Below are 17,806 nucleotides of genomic sequence, written 5' to 3' on the forward strand. Positions count from 1 at the left end.
GCAGACCCGATGAGCCTGATAGCCCCTAGCGCTCGCTATCGATACAGGTCGACTTCGGGCTCGTGCTCAGCCGCAACGGCCGAACCGGAGCTCCTGAGGTTGAGCGTCAGACTAGCCCTGTTTCGTAGGCAAAGATGACCGCCTGCACTCGATCTCTCGCGCCGAGCTTCTGCAGCACTCGCCCCACGTGCGTTTTCACCGTCGACTCCGACACCACGAGCCGCGCCGCGATCTCGGTGTTCGTGAGCCCTTCGGCGATGGCGGTGAGCACTTCGCGTTCGCGATCGGTGAGCGCCTCGAGCCGGCCGTCGCTCTGGGCGAGAGGATGCTCGGCAGCGCCCGCACCGCCCGCGCCCGCGTTCGCCCCGTCGCCCGCACTCGCACTCGCACTCGCACTCGGCAACTTCGCCCCGAACAGCTCCAGCAGCTGTTTCGTCACCCGCGGCGACACCACGGCGTCACCTGCCGCCACGGCCCGAATCGCCGCCACGAGTTCGGCCGGGCGCGCGTCTTTCAGCATGAATCCACTGGCGCCCGCGCGGAGGGCGGCGAAGGCGTACTCGTCGAGATCGAACGTGGTCAGAATGAGAACCCTGCTGCTGGGGGCCTGAGCTGCGATGGCCGCGGTGGCGTCGATGCCGTTCATGACGGGCATGCGAACATCCATCAGAATCACGTCAGGCGCTTCGGCAACAGCGGCTGCCACACCGGCCGCGCCGTCGGCCGCCTCGCCCACCACCGCAAACCCGGGCTCGGCTTCGAGCACCATCCGAAAGCCCATACGCAGCAGCGGCTGATCGTCGACGAGCAGAATTCGCACGGTCTCTGTGTCGCTCATGACTCACCCCGTGCGCTGAGCGGCACCCGCGCCAGCACCTGCCAGCCGCCGGCCGTGGTGGGCCCGGCTTCGAGCGTTCCGCCAAAGGCGGCCACCCGCTCGCGCATGCCGATCACTCCCCGACCCGAGCCGACCGACGGAATTCGTTCTTGCGCTTGCCCCACATCGTTCACACTCAATCGAATCTCTTTCTGGGTGAACCCGAGGGTAACCGCCACGTGTTTCGGGTTCGGAGCGTACCGCAGACTGTTCGTCAGCGCCTCTTGCAGCACACGAAAGATCATCACCTGCACACCCGTGTCAGTCACCGGCGCTCCCGAAACGGTGAAGTGCACCACCATTCCCGCGCCGCGAAATGACTCGATGAGCGGCCTGAGCGCGTCATTGCCGGGCTGCGGCGCCAAGAGCGCCCGGCTCGCGTCGGCCTGAGCCGCCCCAGCACCACCCTCACCCTCACCGGAGCGAGCGCCGACCTCACCGTCACCCAGCTCGCCCGCCTCGCCCAGCTCGACCGGCTCTGCCAGAACCCCCAGCACCACCCGCATGTCGGCGAGCGCAGTCCGCCCCGTTTCGGCCACCTGCCGCATGGCCGCGCGCGCCCGATCGGCGTCGCGCCCCGCGGTCGCGTCTGCGCCGTCTGCGAGCGCCACCATCACCGTCAGGCTGTGCGCCACAATGTCGTGCATCTCGCGCGCGATTCGGGCGCGCTCAGAGATGGTTGCGAGCAAAGCCTGCTGATCACGCTCCCGTGCGAGTTGGGCTGCTCGATCGAGCAGCGCCTCGACGTACCGTTTGCGGTTACCCACATTCACGCCGATGAGTGTGGCGATGAGCATCAGAAAACCGAGCGACAACGACATGCCCACTGCATCGGCCAGTCTGCCGTGCGCCACGATGACACTCGCCACCCCGAGGGCCACGGCCAGCACCCCGAACGAAACCCACGCCGATCGCACCGACGCATAAACGGCAACCGCGTAGGTGGCGACCACCGCGGGAACGATCATCAGCGACCCGTACACGGGAAACACCAGAATGAATCCCAGCACGACCGCGCCGACAAGCAGGTATGGATGCGCGCGGCGAAACAAAATGCCCACCGCCATCAGCGCCGCCCCGGCGATTGCCACCAGCGACCAGACCAGCGGGGGGTCGGTCGGCGTCAGTCTGAACGCTTGCAGGGTGACGTAGAGGGCCGCGGGCAGCACGAACAGACCCACTAAGACCCCGTCGACGAACCACGGGTGGCGCGCGAAGAAGATGCGAAAGACCCCTGGCGGCCGGGGCAGCCGCAGAGCATCCGCCGTCGCATCGGGCGTGAGCACCCCCGCCGGCACCCCAGCCGGCATGCGAGCTGGCGCACCAGCCCGCACCTCGGCCGAAACAGCAGGCACCGCACCGGGCACAGCACGACGCCCGGCCGCGCCCACCGCTTCGGGTGGGGCGACCGGGCGCCGTGACTTAGTCATACCTAAGCATCTCTCCTGCGCAGCAGTGTTGCCGCAGCCGCACCGACCACAACGATCCAGCCGATCACAATGAGCAGGGCCTGCCACCATTCGAACGTGCCGCCGCTGGAGTAGATGTCACCACCGGCAGAACCGGGCAGCCAGTCGGCGATGGAGTGCGCCCAGTCGGCCGGAATCAGTGAGAACACCGCGGGTGCCACGAGCAGCAAGCCGAGCGCAACCGCGATTCCGCCAGCCGTGCTGCGCACAACGGCGCCGATCACGAGGGCGAGAATGCCGATCAGCGCGAGGTACCCGGCGGCGCCGACGAAGGTCAGAAACACCCCGTCATCGAAAAGGCTCGACGAGACGCCGGCCCCCGCCAGAATCGGCGACGTCACCAGGTAGGTGAGCAGAATGCCGACGAGCGACACGATGAACGTGACAACGCCGAACACCACGATCTTCGCCCAGAGCACGGCCAGACGTTTCGGTACGGCCACCAGACTCGACCGAATCTGGCCGGTGGTGTATTCGCCGGCGATCACCATCACGCCGAGCACCGACACCACGAGCTGGGCGAAGGCGACACCGCTGACGGCGCCGAACGTGGCGAGACCACCGGCATCGCCGGCAGAGGCGGTTCGCGCGAAGCCCTCGCGGTTGACGCTGACCGAAACGATGAGCAGGCCGAACGCGATCTGAATGACGAGCATGATGGCGTACGCCCACACCGTCGAGCGCAGCGTGCGCAGTTTGATCCACTCCGAGCGCAGAATGCCTCCAGTGCTGAGGCGGATGCTCGAGGCGTGGTGAGTCGAGGCCACGGGGGCCGGGGCGGCGGTAGTCATCGTGAGACCTCCGGGTTCGAAGCGGGCTGAGAAGGAGCGGATTGCGCCGCGGCGGCTTGAGGCGCGGCAGCCTGTGGCGCGGCAGCCTGAGGGGCAGCAGTCTGAGGCGCGGCAGCCTGGGTCGCAGCGGGGTGCGTCACAGCAGACTGCGTTCGGTATTCCACCGAATCTGCGGTGAGGTTCATGTAGGCGTCTTCGAGCGAACCCTTGAGCGGCGTCAGCTCGTGCAGCACGAGGCCGGCGCGCGCCGCAGCCTCACCGACGGCCGCCGAGGTCAAGCCGGTGATTTCGAGCGTTTGCGCATCCACGCTGGTGATCGTGACGTCGGGCGAGACCAGCAGCCGTGCGATGTCGCCGGCCTGCGGGCTCACCGCCCGAACCGATGAGACCGTCGAGGCGTTCATCATCTCGGCCAACGGCGCATCGGCGAGAACGCGGCCCTTGCCGAGCACGATGATGTGATCGGCCGTCAAAGCCATCTCACTCATCAGGTGCGACGAGAGCAGCACCGTGCGGCCCTCTGACGCGAGAAAGCGCACGAGTTCGCGCACCCACACCACGCCTTCGGGGTCGAGCCCGTTGACGGGTTCGTCGAGAATGAGGGTGCCGGGGTCACCGATCATTGCAGCGGCGATGCCGAGCCGCTGGCCCATGCCGAGCGAGAACCCGCCGACGCGCTTCTTGGCCACCGAGTCGAGGCCGGTCATCTCGATGACCTCTTTGACTCGGGATGCCCCGATGCCGTGTGTCGCACCGAGTGCCAGCAGGTGGCTGTACGCCGAGCGGCCCGAGTGCACCGCCTTCGCGTCGAGCAGCACACCTACTTCGTGAAGCGGAGCATGCGAATCGCGGTAGGCCCTACCGTTGACGGTGACGCTGCCCGACGTGGGTCGGTCTAGGCCGACGATCATGCGCATGGTGGTTGATTTGCCGGCCCCGTTCGGGCCGAGAAATCCGGTCACGAGGCCGGGGCGAACGGTAAAGCTCACCTGATCGACGGCGGTTTTGGCGCCGTACGTCTTGGTGAGTGAATGAGCTTCGATCACAGTGCAATCTCCTCGAGATCTGTGGTTTGTGTACTAACGACACTATGAGCAGGGGGCAGGTGAGGGCATCCGTCTACGGGCTGGTCTTTGCCCCGGGCGCCGACGCCCGTTGTCATACTGCGGTACTACCTGAGAGTTTCCGGTATGTTCTTGTCGAACATCCTGTTCACGTCATTCTTGTCTCGTGCACCGCTGCACACTGTTGCCGCGGTGCACTTCTCTGTGGGGAGCCCCGTCATGTCATATCCCGAAGCACCAGAACCAGCCGAGCCATCGACCCTCGCGCGCCTCATCGCTGAGGCGGTGGGTACTTTTCTGCTCGTGTTCGGCCTCGTCGGCACGGCCACGTTCTCAGCCGTTTTTCCCGGTAACGACTCGGGCAACCCGCTCGGCGTGGGGTTTCTGGGCGTTGCCGTCGCCCTCGGTCTCACCGTGATGATCGGCGCCTACGCCTTCGGCCCCATCTCGGGCGGCCACTTCAACCCGGCCGTCACCCTCGGGCTCGCCGCTGCCGGGCGTTTCGCCTGGCGCGACGTGATCATGTACATCGTCGCCCAGCTCGTCGGCGCAATCGTCGGCGCAACCGCCGTGTTCGGTCTCGCATCGGGCGGCCCTGCTGGGTTTCTGGATGCCGCGGTCAAGGGTGGTTTCGTCTCGAACGGGTACGGCGACCACTCACCCGGCGGGTTCAACCTCGCCTCAGCCATCATCATCGAGATCGTCATCACCGCGGTGTTCTTGTTCGTGATTCTCGGAGTCACCAACGCCCGGCACGCTATCGCGGGCTTCGCGCCCATTGCGATCGGCTTCACGCTGACCCTGCTGCTGCTGATCTCGATTCCCGTCGACAACGCTTCGATTAACCCGGCTCGCTCCATCGCGACGGCGATCTACGGCGGCGGCGACTGGCTCGCGCAGCTCTGGGTCTTCATCGTGTTCCCCATTGTGGGCGCGCTGATCGCGGGTTTCAGCTACCGGTACCTGTTCGACGGCGTCAAGTACGTCGCCGGCAGCAAGGGTGCCGCGGGCGCCAAGAAATAACGCTTCACACCTTCACACCGTCACACCGTCACACCTTCACTTCGAGCGGGCGGCCAATTTGGCTGCCCGCTCGCGTGCTTTGGCGATCATTTCGCGCTCACGCTTCTGCGCCTCGCGCAGGCGCCCTTCGGCCTCGCGGCGCTTCGCGGCGGCCTCACGCACGGCGGGGTCTTTCGGGTAGAACTCGAGCCGGGCATCCACGTCGGCCGTAGAAGCGGCGAGCAACGCATGCTCGCGCTGCGATGCGGTCTGGCCGAGGTAGTGCTCGATGCCGTCGAGCAGCCGTTCGAGCCCGAACTCGAACGAATCGGCTGCGCCGACGCCGACCCCGGCCCCGCCGCCACTGGCGCCACCGACACTGGCGCCCGCGTCGCTGCTGCCACCGCCCGCACCCGCGTCGCCGCTGCCGTAGCCGCTGACACCGGCCGCACCGGCCCCCTCGAGAATCACCGGCCGCAGGTACGGAAACCGTTCCTCGGTGACGAGTTCGCGCACCGCCACCGCGAATTCCGAGCCGCCCGAGAACTCGGGCACACCGCCACCGCCCGAACGCGCGTAGCCCCCGGCCAGCAACACGATCGCGAGCTTGTCGCTTCCGCTCAGCCCCGTCGGCGCCAGGCACCGAACGCCCCAGTCGACCAGACGCAGGTTCATCGGCGTAAGCAGCAGCCCAGACACGGGAATCTCTGCGTACCAGGGGTGCGAGAGGTAGGTCTGGCGCGTCAACAACACCCACTCGCGAAGCTGCAGCCGCCAGCCGGCATCTGATTGCCCAGCACCGGTTGCTTCTGGCGGAATCGGCATGTCGAGCGCCTGGTCTTGCATCAGCAGCAACAGGTCGTCTTTGCTCGTGACATACCGGTAGAGCGACATGGTGGTGAACCCGAGGGATGTCGCAACCCGGCTCATCGACACGGCCGACAGCCCCTCGACATCGGCGATGTCGATCGCCGACTCGACAATTCGCTCGATGCTCAGTTCGCGCTTCGGGCCGCGTTCGGGCCGCTCGGCGATGCCCCACGACAGCGCAACCGCGTGCGGAAGAGACACCTCGACAGGTTCTGTCATGCCGTCGTCCTCCTGCCACGCGCGCCAGTTCTGCCAGTCTAGGCCGAGCAGCCCGTCGCTCATCAGCGGGCCACCGTGCGCCGGTAGAGCAGCATCGACAACACGACTGAGGCCACGAGAATGCCCACCAGCCAAGCGCACGCCTGCCAGAGCGCGTCGCCGGGCGCCACACCGCTGAGCAGATCGCGCAGCGTCTCGATGATGGGCGTGAACGGCTCATTGTTCGCAAAACCCTGCAGCCAGCTCGGCATCGTGTCGGTCGCGACGAAGCCGCTCGAAACGTACGGCAGAAACAGAAACACGAACGTGATGCTGTTGGCCGCGTCGATGCTCAGTACGAGCCCCGCAACGCAACTCAGCCAGGTGAACGCCACAATGATCAGCACCGAGAAAGCGATGGCAGCCACCCAGCCTGCGGCATCTGCGTGCGGCCGAAAGCCGAGCAGCACGGCCACCGCCAGCACCGGAACGCACGCCGCCAGGTTTCGTAAGACGCTCGCGATCACATGACCGTACAGAACGGATGCCCCGAAAATCGGCAGCGTCTTGAACCTGTCGATTGTTCCGCTGGTCATGTCTTGCGCAACCGCTGTCGCCGTGGATGCCGAGCCGAACCCGAGGCAGAGCACCAGGATGCCCGGCACAACGTAATCGATGTACTTGCCATCGGTTTCAATCGCCCCGCCGAACACCACCACGAAGACGAGCATGATGCACACGGGAATGGCGAAGGCGGAGACGAGCCCGTCGACGCTTCGCACCGTTCGGCGCGCCTCGCGAGCCACCATGGCCGCGATGTCGGCGATGGGGTTCGAACGAGGTGCGGTCGTGGCACCGGCGTAGCCGCGGCTCGTGGCCACGGCGCTCATGCCGCCACCTGCTCGGGCTCACGCGCGTCCGTGTTCGTGTGCCCGTTCGCGTTCGTGGTCGTGTTCGCGCGCCCGTTCGCGTTGCCGCTCGTCGCGCTGCGCCCGGTCAGCGCCAAGAACACCTCATCGAGGGTCGGTTTCACAACGTTGACGTCGGCCACGACGATGTCGTGTTCGGCCGCGAGCGCCAGCATGTCGGCAATCACCGTCATGGGTGCCGGTGCGTCGACGCTGACCGTCAAAAGCTCGGGGTTCTCTGAGGTGGGCGTCACGAGGGTTCGAGCGAGAGCGTAACTCCGGGCATCCTGAAGCGTGAACTCAACGCGCTGGCCGGCAACCCGGCTCTTGAGCTCAGGCGCGGTACCTTCGGCCACGATCGTGCCCTCGTCGAGCACCGCGATGCGGTCAGCCAGCTGGTCTGCTTCGTCGAGATACTGCGTGGTGAGCACGATCGTCGTTCCGCTGCCTGCGAGCTCGCGCACGATCGACCACAGCTGCACCCTGCTGCGCGGATCGAGCCCGGTCGTCGGTTCGTCGAGAAAGACCACGGGAGGGCGCGCGATGAGGCTGATCGCCAGGTCTAGCCTGCGACGCATACCACCGGAGTACTGCGCCACCCGGCGGTTGGCCGCATCGACGAGCCCGAACTGCTCGAGCAACTCGGCCGAACGCCGCGCCGTCTCGCGCCGGTTGAGGTGTGCCAGTCGGCACATCATGGCGAGATTCTCACGCCCGGTCTGAAACGCGTCGACCGAGGCGAACTGGCCCGTAAGACTGATGTGCCGCCGCGCTTGCTTGGGGTCGGCCAGCACGTCGGTCGACGCGATGCGAATGGATCCGGAATCGGGGCGCACGAGCGTTGTGAGAATCGAGATGGTGGTGGTCTTGCCTGCGCCGTTCGGGCCGAGCATCGCGAAAATCTGGCCCGGTTGCACCTCGAAACTCACCCCCTTCAGCACGTGATTTGAGCCGTAGCTCTTCGTGAGGCCAGAGACCTCGATGACTGGCGTGGGCATGTTTTCCTCCGTCTGATTGCGTTGAGTGTGCGGGCACCGGATGCTCTCGCACTGTGTATGGCATACACTGGTGTACAAGCTACACAGTGTGTATGCCATACGCAATAAGATCTCAAAGAAGAAGCACGAAAAAGGCCGGGAAAGCAGCGGATGCTCTCCCGGCCTCAGCCGTGCCGTTTTTTGTCGACGTTTACGACGACGTTTGCCTCTCCGTGCGCTTCTACTTCTTCTTCATCGACTTCTCGTCGACCGGTGCATTGCCGCTCGCCCGCAGCTCGCGATAGTACTCACGCGCTTCGTTCTGTCGCTCGGCCTCAGCGCCCGACGCAATCGGAGCCCGCAGGTGCTCGGGGCCATACCCGAACGCCTCGACGAGATCGAGCACATGCGGGCGCAGCCGCGCAGTGAGCCGCTCGATGTAGTCGCTCACGGCCTGCGCACGCTTCGGCGACAGCCGACCGTGAATGAGGTACCACGCGGCGTGCTTCTCGATGAGGCCGAGCCCGAAGAGGTCACGAACCCAGGTGAGCACGGTCTTGGTGCCGGTGTCTTCGACCTTCGCGAGGGCGTCGGTGAACGCCTCCCACTGCAGCAACTCGGCATGAGCGCGAGCGGCCTCGATCATGGCGTTCTGGTTCTGGTTGAACAGATCGGCGGCCTTCTTCTTCGAGGCCTTATTGGCGGGGCGCAGCCGGGTTGCAACCTCGGCCACCATCGTCTCGACCCGGTCGGTGAGCAACGCCCGCTGCACCTTCTCCGAGCGCAGCTGACCCACCGAACGGGCCGTCGAACCATGGTCGGTGACGGTTTGCGCAATGCGGCGCAGACCCATGCCATTCACCGTGCGATCAGCAGCCTGTTCGACCGCGTAGCGAGCGAGCACACCCACATCGGCCTTGGCGAACTTCTTGCTGTAGTCGGTCAGCAACCGCTTTGCAACCAGCTGCAGCAGAACGTGATTGTCACCCTCGAACGTGGCATAGACATCCAAATCGGCCCGCAGGCTCGTGAAGCGATTCTCTGCCAAGAAGCCGGCTCCGCCACAGGCCTCACGCGCCTCTTGCAGGGTGTCGAGAGCATGCCAGGTCGAGAGCGGCTTGAGTGCAGCTGCAAGAGTCTCGAGGTCTTGGCGGTCGAGATCGGTGTCGTTCTTGCCCGAGAACACGGCGTCGAACTTCGTCAGCAGCACCTCGTGCGCGAAACTCGCCGCGTACGTGGTGGCGAGTTTCGGAATGAGTCTGCTCTGATGCTTCTGATAGTCGAGCAGCACCTCTTCGTTCGTGTCGCTGCCGGCGGTGAACTGGCGCCGCTGAGTGGCGTAAGTTAGTGCGATCTTCAGGGCCACTTTCGCGGCCGCAGTGGATGCCCCATCGAGCGAAACGCGCCCCTGAACCAGTGTGCCGATCATCGTGAAGAATCGTCGCCCGGGGCTCGCTATCGGCGAAGAGTACTCCCCCTCTTCTGACACGTCGCCATACCGGTTGAGCAGGTTCGTTCGCGCAACGCGCACGTCACTGAAGTGCAGCCGCCCGTTGTCGATGCCGTTCAAACCGCCCTTGAGGCCGTCGTCTTCGCCGCCGATTCCCGGCAGAAAGCCGCCATCGACGTCGCGGAGAGGAACGTAAAACGCGTGCACGCCGTGGTTCACACCGCGGGTGATCAGCTTGGCGAAGACCACCGCTGCGGTTCCATGAACGGCCGCGTTGCCGAGATAGTCTTTCCAGGCGCCGCGGAATGGCGTGTTGATCACGAACTGCTGCGCATCGGGGTCGTAGGTCGCCGTGGTGCCGATGGCCGCGACATCTGAACCGTGGCCCGTCTCCGTCATGGCGAAGGCACCGGGAACCTCGAGGCTCATGATGGCCGGCAAGAACGTGTCATGGTGATACTCGGTGCCCAGGTGCAGCACTGCGGCACCGAACAGCCCCCACTGCACACCCGATTTGATCTGCAGCGACGGGTCGGCCGTCACGAGCTCTTCGAACCCGGCGATGTTGCCACCGTGGTCGTCTTGACCGCCCAGCCGAGTCGGGAACGCCTTGTTGACCGCACCTTCGCGCACCAGGTAGTGCAGCTGCTCGAACACCGTCTGGCGGTGCTCGGCGAGGCTCTGACCTTCAACGCGCTGCAACTCGGGGCGGGCAGTCACTCGGCGAGCATCCAGCCGCGCCTCGGCCCACGTGCCGAGCAGATAACGCCCGAGCCATTCCACGTCGATCGTGGGCTCAACACCAGCACCGATCGGCGCTGCCGATGCCCGACCACCGGTCTTTTTGCCCGCTGATGCCGAAGTTCCGGCTGCCACAGCGCTCGCCGCCGATGTGCTCGATGCAACAGTGTCTACCATCGATGACCCTCGTCTTTCATTGGACCGATTTTTGCTACCCTCACGGCACACATACGCCGTCGATGCCACAGTACGAGCCCGTCCACGCTTGCCAAAACATGCAGTGTCTGGCCTACAACCCGGGCCCAACCGATCGCCGCGGCTTATGCGAGAGTCTACAAAGCAGCCAGCCATTCACGAGAGAGGTCACACAACGACTCAGCCCAGTTAGCCACCCCGCTTCAAGCTGTCGCCGCCACCACCCCCAGCAGATCTTCACCGTACGTGTCGAGCTTCTTCTGCCCGATCCCGCTCATGCCATCGAGGTCGGCCAGCACGGCCGGGCGCCGAACCGCGATCTCGCGCAAAGTCGCATCGTGAAAGATCACATACGCCGGCACACCCATCACCTTCGCCGTCGCAGAACGCCACGCACGCAACGCCTCGAACAGCGCCACCGCATCGTCGGGAAGGTCGGCCACGGCAGCCTTCGCTCGCTGAGCTCGCGACCCGCCACTTCCCGCACCCGCTCCCCCGGCTCCCGCCCCGCTGCCGGCCGAACGTTCCGGTTCGGTGCGCATCGACACCGTCATTGCTCCACTCAGCACATCGGCACTCGCCGGAGCCAGCACGAGCGTTCCGAACCCGTCGTCGTTCACCGCGAGCAGCCCCTTGGCCAGCAGCTGACGCACTACCCCGCGCCATTGCTGCTCGCTCAGGTCAGACCCGACGCCCCACACAGCGAGCTCATCGTGCCCGTACTGATCGACCCGCGAGGTCTTGTTCGCCCGCAAAATGTCGATGAGATGCCCCGCGCCGAATTTCTGGTTGCGTTCGCGCTGCAACCGAACCACCGTCGAAAGCAGCTTCTGCGCCGCAATCGTGCCATCCCACGACTGCGGCGGCAGCAGACACGTATCGCAGTTGCCGCACGGCACGCTGCCTTGCCCGAAATACCCCAACAGGTTCACTCGACGACAGTCGACCGTTTCACACAGCGCCAACATGGCATCTAAGTGCGACGAGAGCTTTCGCCGATGCGAAAGATCACCCGGTGACTGTTCGATCATGCGGCGCTGCTGAACCACATCTTGCAGCCCATACGCGAGCCACGCGGTCGACGGCAACCCGTCTCGCCCCGCGCGGCCGGTCTCTTGGTAGTAGCCCTCAACCGATTTCGGCAGGTCGATGTGCGCCACGAACCGCACGTCAGGCTTGTCGATTCCCATGCCGAAGGCGATGGTCGCCACAATGACCACCCCGTCTTCTCGCAAAAATCGAGACTGCGTGCGCGCCCGCAGGCCAGCATCCAAACCGGCATGATACGGCAGCGCATTCACACCGTTGGCGGCCAGAAATTGCGCGGTCTGCTCGACCGTCTTTCGAGACAACGCATAAACGATTCCCGCGTCGCCGTCGTGCTCCGTGCGAATCAGCGAAAGCAGCTGACGACGCACCTCGCCCTTGTTCTCGATGCGGTACCGGATGTTCGGCCTGTCGAAGCTCGCAACGAAGTGCTGCGCGCGCCCGAGCTTCAGCCGCTCGGTGATCTCTTTATGCGTAGCGTCGGTCGCGGTGGCGGTCAACGCGATACGCGGAACCTCGGGCCACCGCTCAGCCAGCTCTGACAGCCCCAGGTAATCGGGCCTGAAGTCGTGCCCCCACTGCGAAACGCAGTGGGCCTCATCGATGGCGAAGAGGGCGATGGTTCCATTCTGCAGAAACCGTTTCGTGGCCTCAGAGGCCAGACGTTCAGGCGCGACATAGAGAAGGTCGAGTTCTCCGGCGAGGTAGGCATTCTCAACCCGGGTGCGCTCGAAGCTGTCTTGAGTCGAGTTGAGAAACGCAGCGCGCACGCCGACGGCCAGCAGTGCATCCACCTGGTCTTGCATCAGGGCGATCAGCGGCGAGATCACAACGCCCGTTCCGGGGCGAAGCAGCGCCGGAATCTGATAGCACAGCGACTTGCCGCCACCGGTCGGCATCAGCACAACGGCGTCGCCACCGCCTGTCACCTGCTCGATGACCGCAGCCTGGTCACCCCGAAAGTCGTCGTACCCGAACACCCGCTTCAACACGGCGCGAGCAGCGGCGCCGGGCGCAGGCGGGGCGTCGGCCTCGAGGTTCAGTGTCATGCCATCCAGTTTAGGTTCGGCCTCTGACAGAAACGCCGGTGAGCCAAGCACTGTGGAGAACTTCTCCTCCACAGCCCGGCTGACGCAGTGCTCTAGGCTCGAATCACATGTTTGCAGCCCTTCTCGGAATCACCGGAGCCTTCGTCTACGGCAGCTCAGACTTTCTCGGCGGCCTCGCCTCGAAACGCATCAGCCCGCTGATCGTCACAGCAACGAGCGCGGCGGCCGGTCTCGTGATTCTGCTTCTGCTCTTTCCGGTGCTGGGCGGCGCCTGGTCATGGTCTGCCGTCATCTGGGGCGGCCTGTCGGGCATCTCAGGGGCGATCGCGCTCTCGCTGCTGTACGCCTGCCTCGCGATAGGGCCGATGAGCATCCTCTCGCCGACGACGGCCATCATGTCGGCTGTCGTACCGATGACCTTCGGACTCGCAACAGGCACGACCTTCGGCCTCGTCGGCTACCTCGGCCTCGGCGTCGCTCTCGTCGCCGTGGTTCTCGTGGGCTTCGTGCCCGAGAAAGGCGCCGTGCGGCCCTCGGCGAAGGGCCTGATCATGGCGATCGTCTCGGGCGCACTGATCGGCCTGTTTCTGATTCTGATCAACCAAACACCCACCGACTCGGGCATCGTTCCGTTGCTGTTCAATCGCGGGGTGAACGCGGTGCTTCTCTTCAGCGCCGTTGGAGTTGTAGCGCTCAGCTCCCGACGCAAGCGCGCACGCGCCCAGTTGCACCCCGCGGCCCCCTTGGGCAGCGAAGTGGATGCCCGCGCCAACGCGAAAGCGAACCTGCGCACAGCTCTGCTTCTCGCCCTCGGTTGCGGCGTGCTCGACGCCGTGGCGAACGTACTGTTGCTCACCGGCATCCACATCGGCGACCTTGCGGTCATGTCGGTGCTGACGGCCATGTACCCCGCCGGCACCATCATCTTGGCGGCCATCGTTCTGCGCGAGCGGATAGCACCCGTGCAGATCGGCGGCCTCGTTCTCGCGCTCGTCGCGGCCGGAATGCTCGCCGTCGCCTGACAACCTCGCAACACGATTTCGACAAGCTCAATCAGCGGAAGCCCACCACCGTCAGCACAGGGTGTGCCTGCACTCGTCGTCGAGTTCGCCGCCCTGTCACGGAATATCGCCGCCCGGCCCGGGCGAAGGCGGAGTTCTGTGCTCGTGCGGGTCATGGCGTATCGCGGTCGGGGCTGGTCGCGCGGGAGCCGGCGGCGGTGTTTCTCGCGGCGTAGCCCTCGGGGCTTGGTGTGCGGTGCCAGGGTTCCGAGCGTTCGGGGAGGTCGCCAAGATGCAACGGTTTCAGCCGTGTGCGGGTGCGTTGCTGGGTTGCGGGTCTGGGGGTGCGTGTCCAATCAAGGCAGTCGGGTGGGATGAAGTGTGGTGCCCCGCTGATCATGGTCAACGTCCACCCCGTTTTGTGTACGACGGAGTGGTGAAAATGGCAGAGGAGCACGCCGAGGTTCACATCGGTACGGCCCGGGAGGTAGCCTTGCGAGGTCCACGGGGTTGTGTGGTGACTTTCGCACCAGGACGGTGGCCTGTCGCAGCCTGGCCAGACGCATCCGCCGTCACGGGCCGCCATGGCCTGAATCTGCCGGGTCGTGAACAGGCGTTGCTTCTTGCCTTGGCAGAGCACGTGCCCGCCCTCACCGAACACCGTGGTGGTTGTGTCGGCGTGGCAGAGCAGCTGCTGCACACTCGACGCGGGTAACGGTTCGGTGATGCCGGGTACCCAGCCCACCCCGCGACCGGCAACAATGTCATCAAGATCAGCATGCACCGAAACGACTGCGGCGGCACCGTTGATACGAGGCACATCAGGCAACGTCGCACCCCTCCGGATCACATCAGTGAAAACGTCTAAACATTTCTGATCCCGAGTACGCGGATCCTCGAACACCACATCCACCGGCGGCTCGCCGGCCTCATCGTCGTCGCCGTGATCGTTGCCGGCCGCAGCATCACCGGCGACAGTGGCCCTCCCAGAGCCCGTGTCACCGCCGCTTCGCCGGGCGGCAGTAGTTCCACCGTCAGGATCCGTATCGGCCGGGTCAGCACGGAACGACGGCCGCACCCTGGGGCTTTGGGTGGCGGCGTCGATCGCGAGCCAGGATGCGGCGTCTTCGGGTGGGAGCAGGCCGATCATTTTCACCATCCCCGACGGCAGGGTGATGAATCGGAGGCTGCGCTGCTCGGTCAGGCCGGCGTCGCGGGGTTCGACCCCGTCAGGGTCAAGACGGTCGCGGAGATTCCCCGCGAGAATACCTACTTCGTCCGCGGAGAAACCCAGACCACCCGCCGACTGTGCTGCCGCCGCCACGAGATACTCCTCTGCCGCCCCGAGCTCCTCGGTGTACCCGGTGGTCTTCGCGACCTGCGACAGCTTCCGGGTGATCACCTCCGCCGTATCCACACCGAGTACTCCGGTACGGAGTGCTTCTTCGACGTGCGGAAACCGCGACGGGTTCGGTACCCCAGCGAGCGACATATCCGTGCGGATACGACGGCCCAGCCGCAACCTGTCAGACGCCGTCGACACCGACGTACCCGTGTGCGCCGCGAGAAGCTTCTGCACCGTCGCGAAGCCCAGCCTCACTGTGAGACGGTCGTCCCCTCGCGACACCTCACACCGAGCATCCACTGTAGAAGCGAACTCGACCCGCAGAGCATCAACCAACTTACCCAGCCGCTCCACGAGCACCAGCCCCGTCAACGCATCCGAGTCAGACAACCCAGCCACCGTGTTGTCGGCAAGCCCATTGGGCGCGGCAGCACGGCACCCCGACAGCGCCTCAATCGAGCCGATCAGCGCGCGCATCCCATCACCCACAGACACGGAAGAAGACGCGGTTTCATTCATGACCCAAGTCAAACACCAACCACTGACATTCACTCACCTTCGCTCACGACCTGCACACACAACTCCGTTCACCACCAAAATGTGAAGAACAAGACACCCGCGAAACGCGATAATTACCCCATGGTGATTAAGCGCGGCTACGACCGACTCGTGAACCTCAGCGACGCCGTCATCGCCATCGCCGTGACCCTGTTGATCTTGCCGCTGGTCACCGATGCCGGAAACATCGGAAGCACGAACCCTGCCGATTTTCTGGCCGACCACTCAGAACAGCTGTTCTTGTTCGTGCTGAGCTTCGTGGTGATCGCCGATTTCTGGCTCATTCACCACAAGCTGTACCGGTCGATCGATGCGTACACGATTCCTATGGTGTGGGTGAACTTCGTGTGGTTGCTCACCATTGTTTTCTTGCCGTTTCCGACTGAACTGCTCGGTCAGACGTCAGCGTCGAACATGGTCACGTCGGCGCTGTACATCGGCACAATGGTCGTCACGACCTACGCGGGATTCGTGCAGCAGGTCATCATCGTTCGACGACCAGAGCTGCAGATCGAAAATACTCGCGGCACCGTGCTGCTCTCGGCCGCCATCATTCCGGCGGTTGCGATGTCACTCGCGTTCATTGTGGCTGTGAGCATTCCGGGCGTGGGCCTCTGGTCGCTGCTCATTCTGCTGGCATCGGGCTGGTTCGAGCGGCAGTGGATGCACAGAAGCCGCGCACGCCTGAGAGCGCAGACCGAGAACACCGAACGCTGACCCCGCGAAAAGGGCTCCGGATGCCCGCCCGAAGGCAGAGCATCCGAAGCCCAGCTCACAGCTGCCGCGACGGCTGCGTTACGGGCTCACCACAATCTCGTAGTCTGACGTTGCCGAGCCCACCGGGTTCGTTGCCGTGACCTCGAAGTCGAACGTGCCCGCCCTGGTCGGGGTTCCGGCAACGACGCAGGTGGTCTTGCTCACATTGACCCCGGGAGGCGGTGAACCGACCACCCGGCAGACGGGCGGGAGAAAGCCGGTCGCGCCCAGATCGAAGTGGTACGGGCGTTTCAGCGCAGCCATCGGCAGAATGTCGGAGGCCGTGATGGTCGGCGCAGAGGTCGGCCGCTGAATGATCGAAACGGAGTCGTCGAGCAGGTTGGCGACGTACGCGAAGTGCGTCTGGGGGTTCGCCGCGATGCCATACGGGTCTCGCCCCACGGGGAGGTTCGCCACGATGGCGAGCGACTTACCGTCAACGACCTGAACCGAATTCGTTGAGCCCACAACAGAGAAAATCGTGTTGGTCGCAGAATCGACGGCGACCGATTTCGCTTGGGTTCCGACCTTCACGCTCGACACCATCGAGTTCGAAACCGTGTTGATGACCGTCATGGTGCCATCAACGAAATTGTTGACGTACGCACGTTGGTGAGCAGAATCCACGGCGAGACCCCACGGCCCCTGGCCTACCGTGATGAGCGCGAGTCGCGCGCGCGAGGTGAGGTCGATCACTTCGAGAACACCGGGCGAGCCGGCGGGTACGTCGTCTTCTAGCACGTACAGCCTGTTGGTGGCCGGATCGACCGCGAGATCGTTGCCCGGTTCGACCATCGACAACGGCACCGGCGGCCCTGAAATCGTGTCGGTGACACCGTCGATTGCCACGATCTGCCCGCCGACATTCGCCTGTGCCGCGTAGATGGTGTTCGTTTTCTCATTCACGGTCACCGCGCCCGCCCACGACGAACCGAGATCGATCGTCTTGACCACCGTGTCAGAGACGCCGTCGATCACCGAAACCGAGCCGTCGTACATGTTCGAGACGTAGATCTTGTCGGTGACCGAGTTCACAGCAATGCTCACTGGCCCGCTGCCCACCGTAATCGGCAAGCCGATCACAGAACTCGTGGCGCCGTCGATCACCCGAATGGTGCCGTCGAGAATGTCTCCGCTGACATAGATGCGGTTGGTCACCGGGTTCACCCCGATCGCGCTCGGCGCATCTCCGACAGCACACACGCCACCCGTGCACGGCACCGACATCGGCGGCGGATCACCCGGGCCCGAGGCGTACGCGATCGACGAACCCCCAATCACCGCAGGCACCGAAAGAAGCGCACCGATCACTGCCATGCGCTTGTACTTCGCCGTGACCCCTCGACGGCTCTGTTCTGTGTACATTACTGCCCCACTCTGTTCAGTTTTCATCACGAGCACAGCGAATTCGTGCTCTACCGAGAGAGAGTGCCGTTCACGCCGCTCATTACGCCGGTTCGCGAAACCCGCGCAAATGGGGGGGCACGAAAAAGGGCTTCGGATGCCCG

At 64.7% G+C, this 17,806-nt stretch carries 14 protein-coding genes; 3 read left to right on the top strand and 11 right to left on the bottom strand.

What is annotated here, in order from left to right:
* Nucleotides 1-106: 106 nt before the first annotated feature.
* The 4 genes from IEX24_RS11710 to IEX24_RS11725 are packed head-to-tail and all read right to left on the bottom strand — an operon-like array spanning nucleotide 107 to nucleotide 4,183.
* Entirely contained in the window at nucleotides 107-838 is a 732-nt protein-coding gene (locus tag IEX24_RS11710; protein WP_188678474.1) for a response regulator, read from the bottom strand.
* Complete coding sequence (locus IEX24_RS11715) at nucleotides 835-2,307, bottom strand: sensor histidine kinase (protein ID WP_188678476.1); 1,473 nt, start codon at nucleotides 2,305-2,307, stop codon at nucleotides 835-837. The genes IEX24_RS11710 and IEX24_RS11715 overlap by 4 nt, the downstream gene beginning before the upstream one ends.
* Nucleotides 2,308-2,309: 2 nt before the next feature.
* Nucleotides 2,310-3,137, bottom strand: coding sequence for an ABC transporter permease (locus tag IEX24_RS11720; RefSeq protein WP_188678478.1), 828 nt, complete (start codon nucleotides 3,135-3,137; stop codon nucleotides 2,310-2,312).
* Nucleotides 3,134-4,183: an ABC transporter ATP-binding protein gene (locus tag IEX24_RS11725; protein ID WP_188678480.1), complete on the bottom strand. Its 1,050-nt coding sequence runs from the start codon at nucleotides 4,181-4,183 to the stop codon at nucleotides 3,134-3,136. Before IEX24_RS11725 ends, IEX24_RS11720 begins: the two co-directional genes overlap by 4 nt.
* Before the next feature lie 237 nt (nucleotides 4,184-4,420).
* On the opposite strand from IEX24_RS11725, the gene aqpZ reads away from it, so the two are divergent.
* Nucleotides 4,421-5,224 carry an aquaporin Z gene (gene aqpZ / locus IEX24_RS11730; RefSeq protein ID WP_188679060.1) on the top strand — a complete coding sequence of 268 codons (804 nt, stop codon included), beginning with the start codon at nucleotides 4,421-4,423 and terminating at the stop codon, nucleotides 5,222-5,224.
* 36 nt (nucleotides 5,225-5,260) lie between these two features.
* On the opposite strand, the gene IEX24_RS11735 is transcribed toward aqpZ, so the two are convergent.
* The 5 genes from IEX24_RS11735 to recQ all read right to left on the bottom strand — a co-directional run bounded on the left by IEX24_RS11735 (nucleotide 5,261) and on the right by recQ (nucleotide 12,638).
* Nucleotides 5,261-6,292 (bottom strand): TetR family transcriptional regulator, encoded by a 1,032-nt coding sequence (locus IEX24_RS11735; protein WP_188678483.1) that lies wholly within the window; start codon nucleotides 6,290-6,292, stop codon nucleotides 5,261-5,263.
* 62 nt (nucleotides 6,293-6,354) lie between these two features.
* Complete coding sequence (locus IEX24_RS11740; RefSeq protein ID WP_188678485.1) at nucleotides 6,355-7,161, bottom strand: ABC transporter permease; 807 nt, start codon at nucleotides 7,159-7,161, stop codon at nucleotides 6,355-6,357.
* Nucleotides 7,158-8,177, bottom strand: a complete 1,020-nt coding sequence (locus tag IEX24_RS11745; protein ID WP_188678487.1) for an ATP-binding cassette domain-containing protein — start codon at nucleotides 8,175-8,177, stop codon at nucleotides 7,158-7,160. Before IEX24_RS11745 ends, IEX24_RS11740 begins: the two co-directional genes overlap by 4 nt.
* A 220-nt stretch (nucleotides 8,178-8,397) precedes the next feature.
* Nucleotides 8,398-10,524 carry an acyl-CoA dehydrogenase family protein gene (locus IEX24_RS11750; RefSeq protein WP_188678490.1) on the bottom strand — a complete coding sequence of 709 codons (2,127 nt, stop codon included), beginning with the start codon at nucleotides 10,522-10,524 and terminating at the stop codon, nucleotides 8,398-8,400.
* Nucleotides 10,525-10,745: 221 nt separating this feature from the next.
* On the bottom strand, nucleotides 10,746-12,638 hold the full coding sequence (gene recQ / locus IEX24_RS11755; protein WP_188678492.1) for a DNA helicase RecQ: 1,893 nt from the start codon (nucleotides 12,636-12,638) through the stop codon (nucleotides 10,746-10,748).
* A 107-nt stretch (nucleotides 12,639-12,745) separates the two neighbouring features.
* Between recQ and IEX24_RS11760 the strand changes: the two genes are divergently transcribed.
* On the top strand, nucleotides 12,746-13,660 hold the full coding sequence (locus tag IEX24_RS11760) for an EamA family transporter (protein ID WP_188678494.1): 915 nt from the start codon (nucleotides 12,746-12,748) through the stop codon (nucleotides 13,658-13,660).
* A gap of 151 nt (nucleotides 13,661-13,811) precedes the next feature.
* Here the strand turns inward: IEX24_RS11760 and IEX24_RS11765 are convergent, their stop codons facing one another.
* Nucleotides 13,812-15,503 (bottom strand): HNH endonuclease signature motif containing protein, encoded by a 1,692-nt coding sequence (locus IEX24_RS11765; protein ID WP_188678496.1) that lies wholly within the window; start codon nucleotides 15,501-15,503, stop codon nucleotides 13,812-13,814.
* Nucleotides 15,504-15,623: 120 nt separating this feature from the next.
* On the opposite strand from IEX24_RS11765, the gene IEX24_RS11770 reads away from it, so the two are divergent.
* On the top strand, nucleotides 15,624-16,259 hold the full coding sequence (locus IEX24_RS11770; RefSeq protein WP_188678498.1) for a TMEM175 family protein: 636 nt from the start codon (nucleotides 15,624-15,626) through the stop codon (nucleotides 16,257-16,259).
* Nucleotides 16,260-16,337: 78 nt separating this feature from the next.
* Here the strand turns inward: IEX24_RS11770 and IEX24_RS11775 are convergent, their stop codons facing one another.
* Nucleotides 16,338-17,663 carry a YncE family protein gene (locus tag IEX24_RS11775; protein WP_188678500.1) on the bottom strand — a complete coding sequence of 442 codons (1,326 nt, stop codon included), beginning with the start codon at nucleotides 17,661-17,663 and terminating at the stop codon, nucleotides 16,338-16,340.
* Nucleotides 17,664-17,806 lie beyond the last annotated feature (143 nt).

It is taken from the genome of Subtercola lobariae (assembly GCF_014640255.1).
Taxonomy (GTDB): Bacteria; Actinomycetota; Actinomycetes; order Actinomycetales; family Microbacteriaceae; genus Subtercola; species Subtercola lobariae.

Coding starts and splice junctions, on each gene's coding strand:
- IEX24_RS11710 (WP_188678474.1), bottom strand. CDS start 838: ATGAGCGACACAGAGACCGTGCGAATTCTGCTCGTCGACGATCAGCCG.
- IEX24_RS11715 (WP_188678476.1), bottom strand. CDS start 2,307: ATGACTAAGTCACGGCGCCCGGTCGCCCCACCCGAAGCGGTGGGCGCG.
- IEX24_RS11720 (WP_188678478.1), bottom strand. CDS start 3,137: ATGACTACCGCCGCCCCGGCCCCCGTGGCCTCGACTCACCACGCCTCG.
- aqpZ (WP_188679060.1), top strand. CDS start 4,421: ATGTCATATCCCGAAGCACCAGAACCAGCCGAGCCATCGACCCTCGCG.
- IEX24_RS11735 (WP_188678483.1), bottom strand. CDS start 6,292: ATGACAGAACCTGTCGAGGTGTCTCTTCCGCACGCGGTTGCGCTGTCG.
- IEX24_RS11740 (WP_188678485.1), bottom strand. CDS start 7,161: ATGAGCGCCGTGGCCACGAGCCGCGGCTACGCCGGTGCCACGACCGCA.
- IEX24_RS11745 (WP_188678487.1), bottom strand. CDS start 8,177: ATGCCCACGCCAGTCATCGAGGTCTCTGGCCTCACGAAGAGCTACGGC.
- IEX24_RS11750 (WP_188678490.1), bottom strand. CDS start 10,524: ATGGTAGACACTGTTGCATCGAGCACATCGGCGGCGAGCGCTGTGGCA.
- recQ (WP_188678492.1), bottom strand. CDS start 12,638: ATGACACTGAACCTCGAGGCCGACGCCCCGCCTGCGCCCGGCGCCGCT.
- IEX24_RS11760 (WP_188678494.1), top strand. CDS start 12,746: ATGTTTGCAGCCCTTCTCGGAATCACCGGAGCCTTCGTCTACGGCAGC.
- IEX24_RS11765 (WP_188678496.1), bottom strand. CDS start 15,503: ATGAATGAAACCGCGTCTTCTTCCGTGTCTGTGGGTGATGGGATGCGC.
- IEX24_RS11770 (WP_188678498.1), top strand. CDS start 15,624: ATGGTGATTAAGCGCGGCTACGACCGACTCGTGAACCTCAGCGACGCC.
- IEX24_RS11775 (WP_188678500.1), bottom strand. CDS start 17,663: ATGTACACAGAACAGAGCCGTCGAGGGGTCACGGCGAAGTACAAGCGC.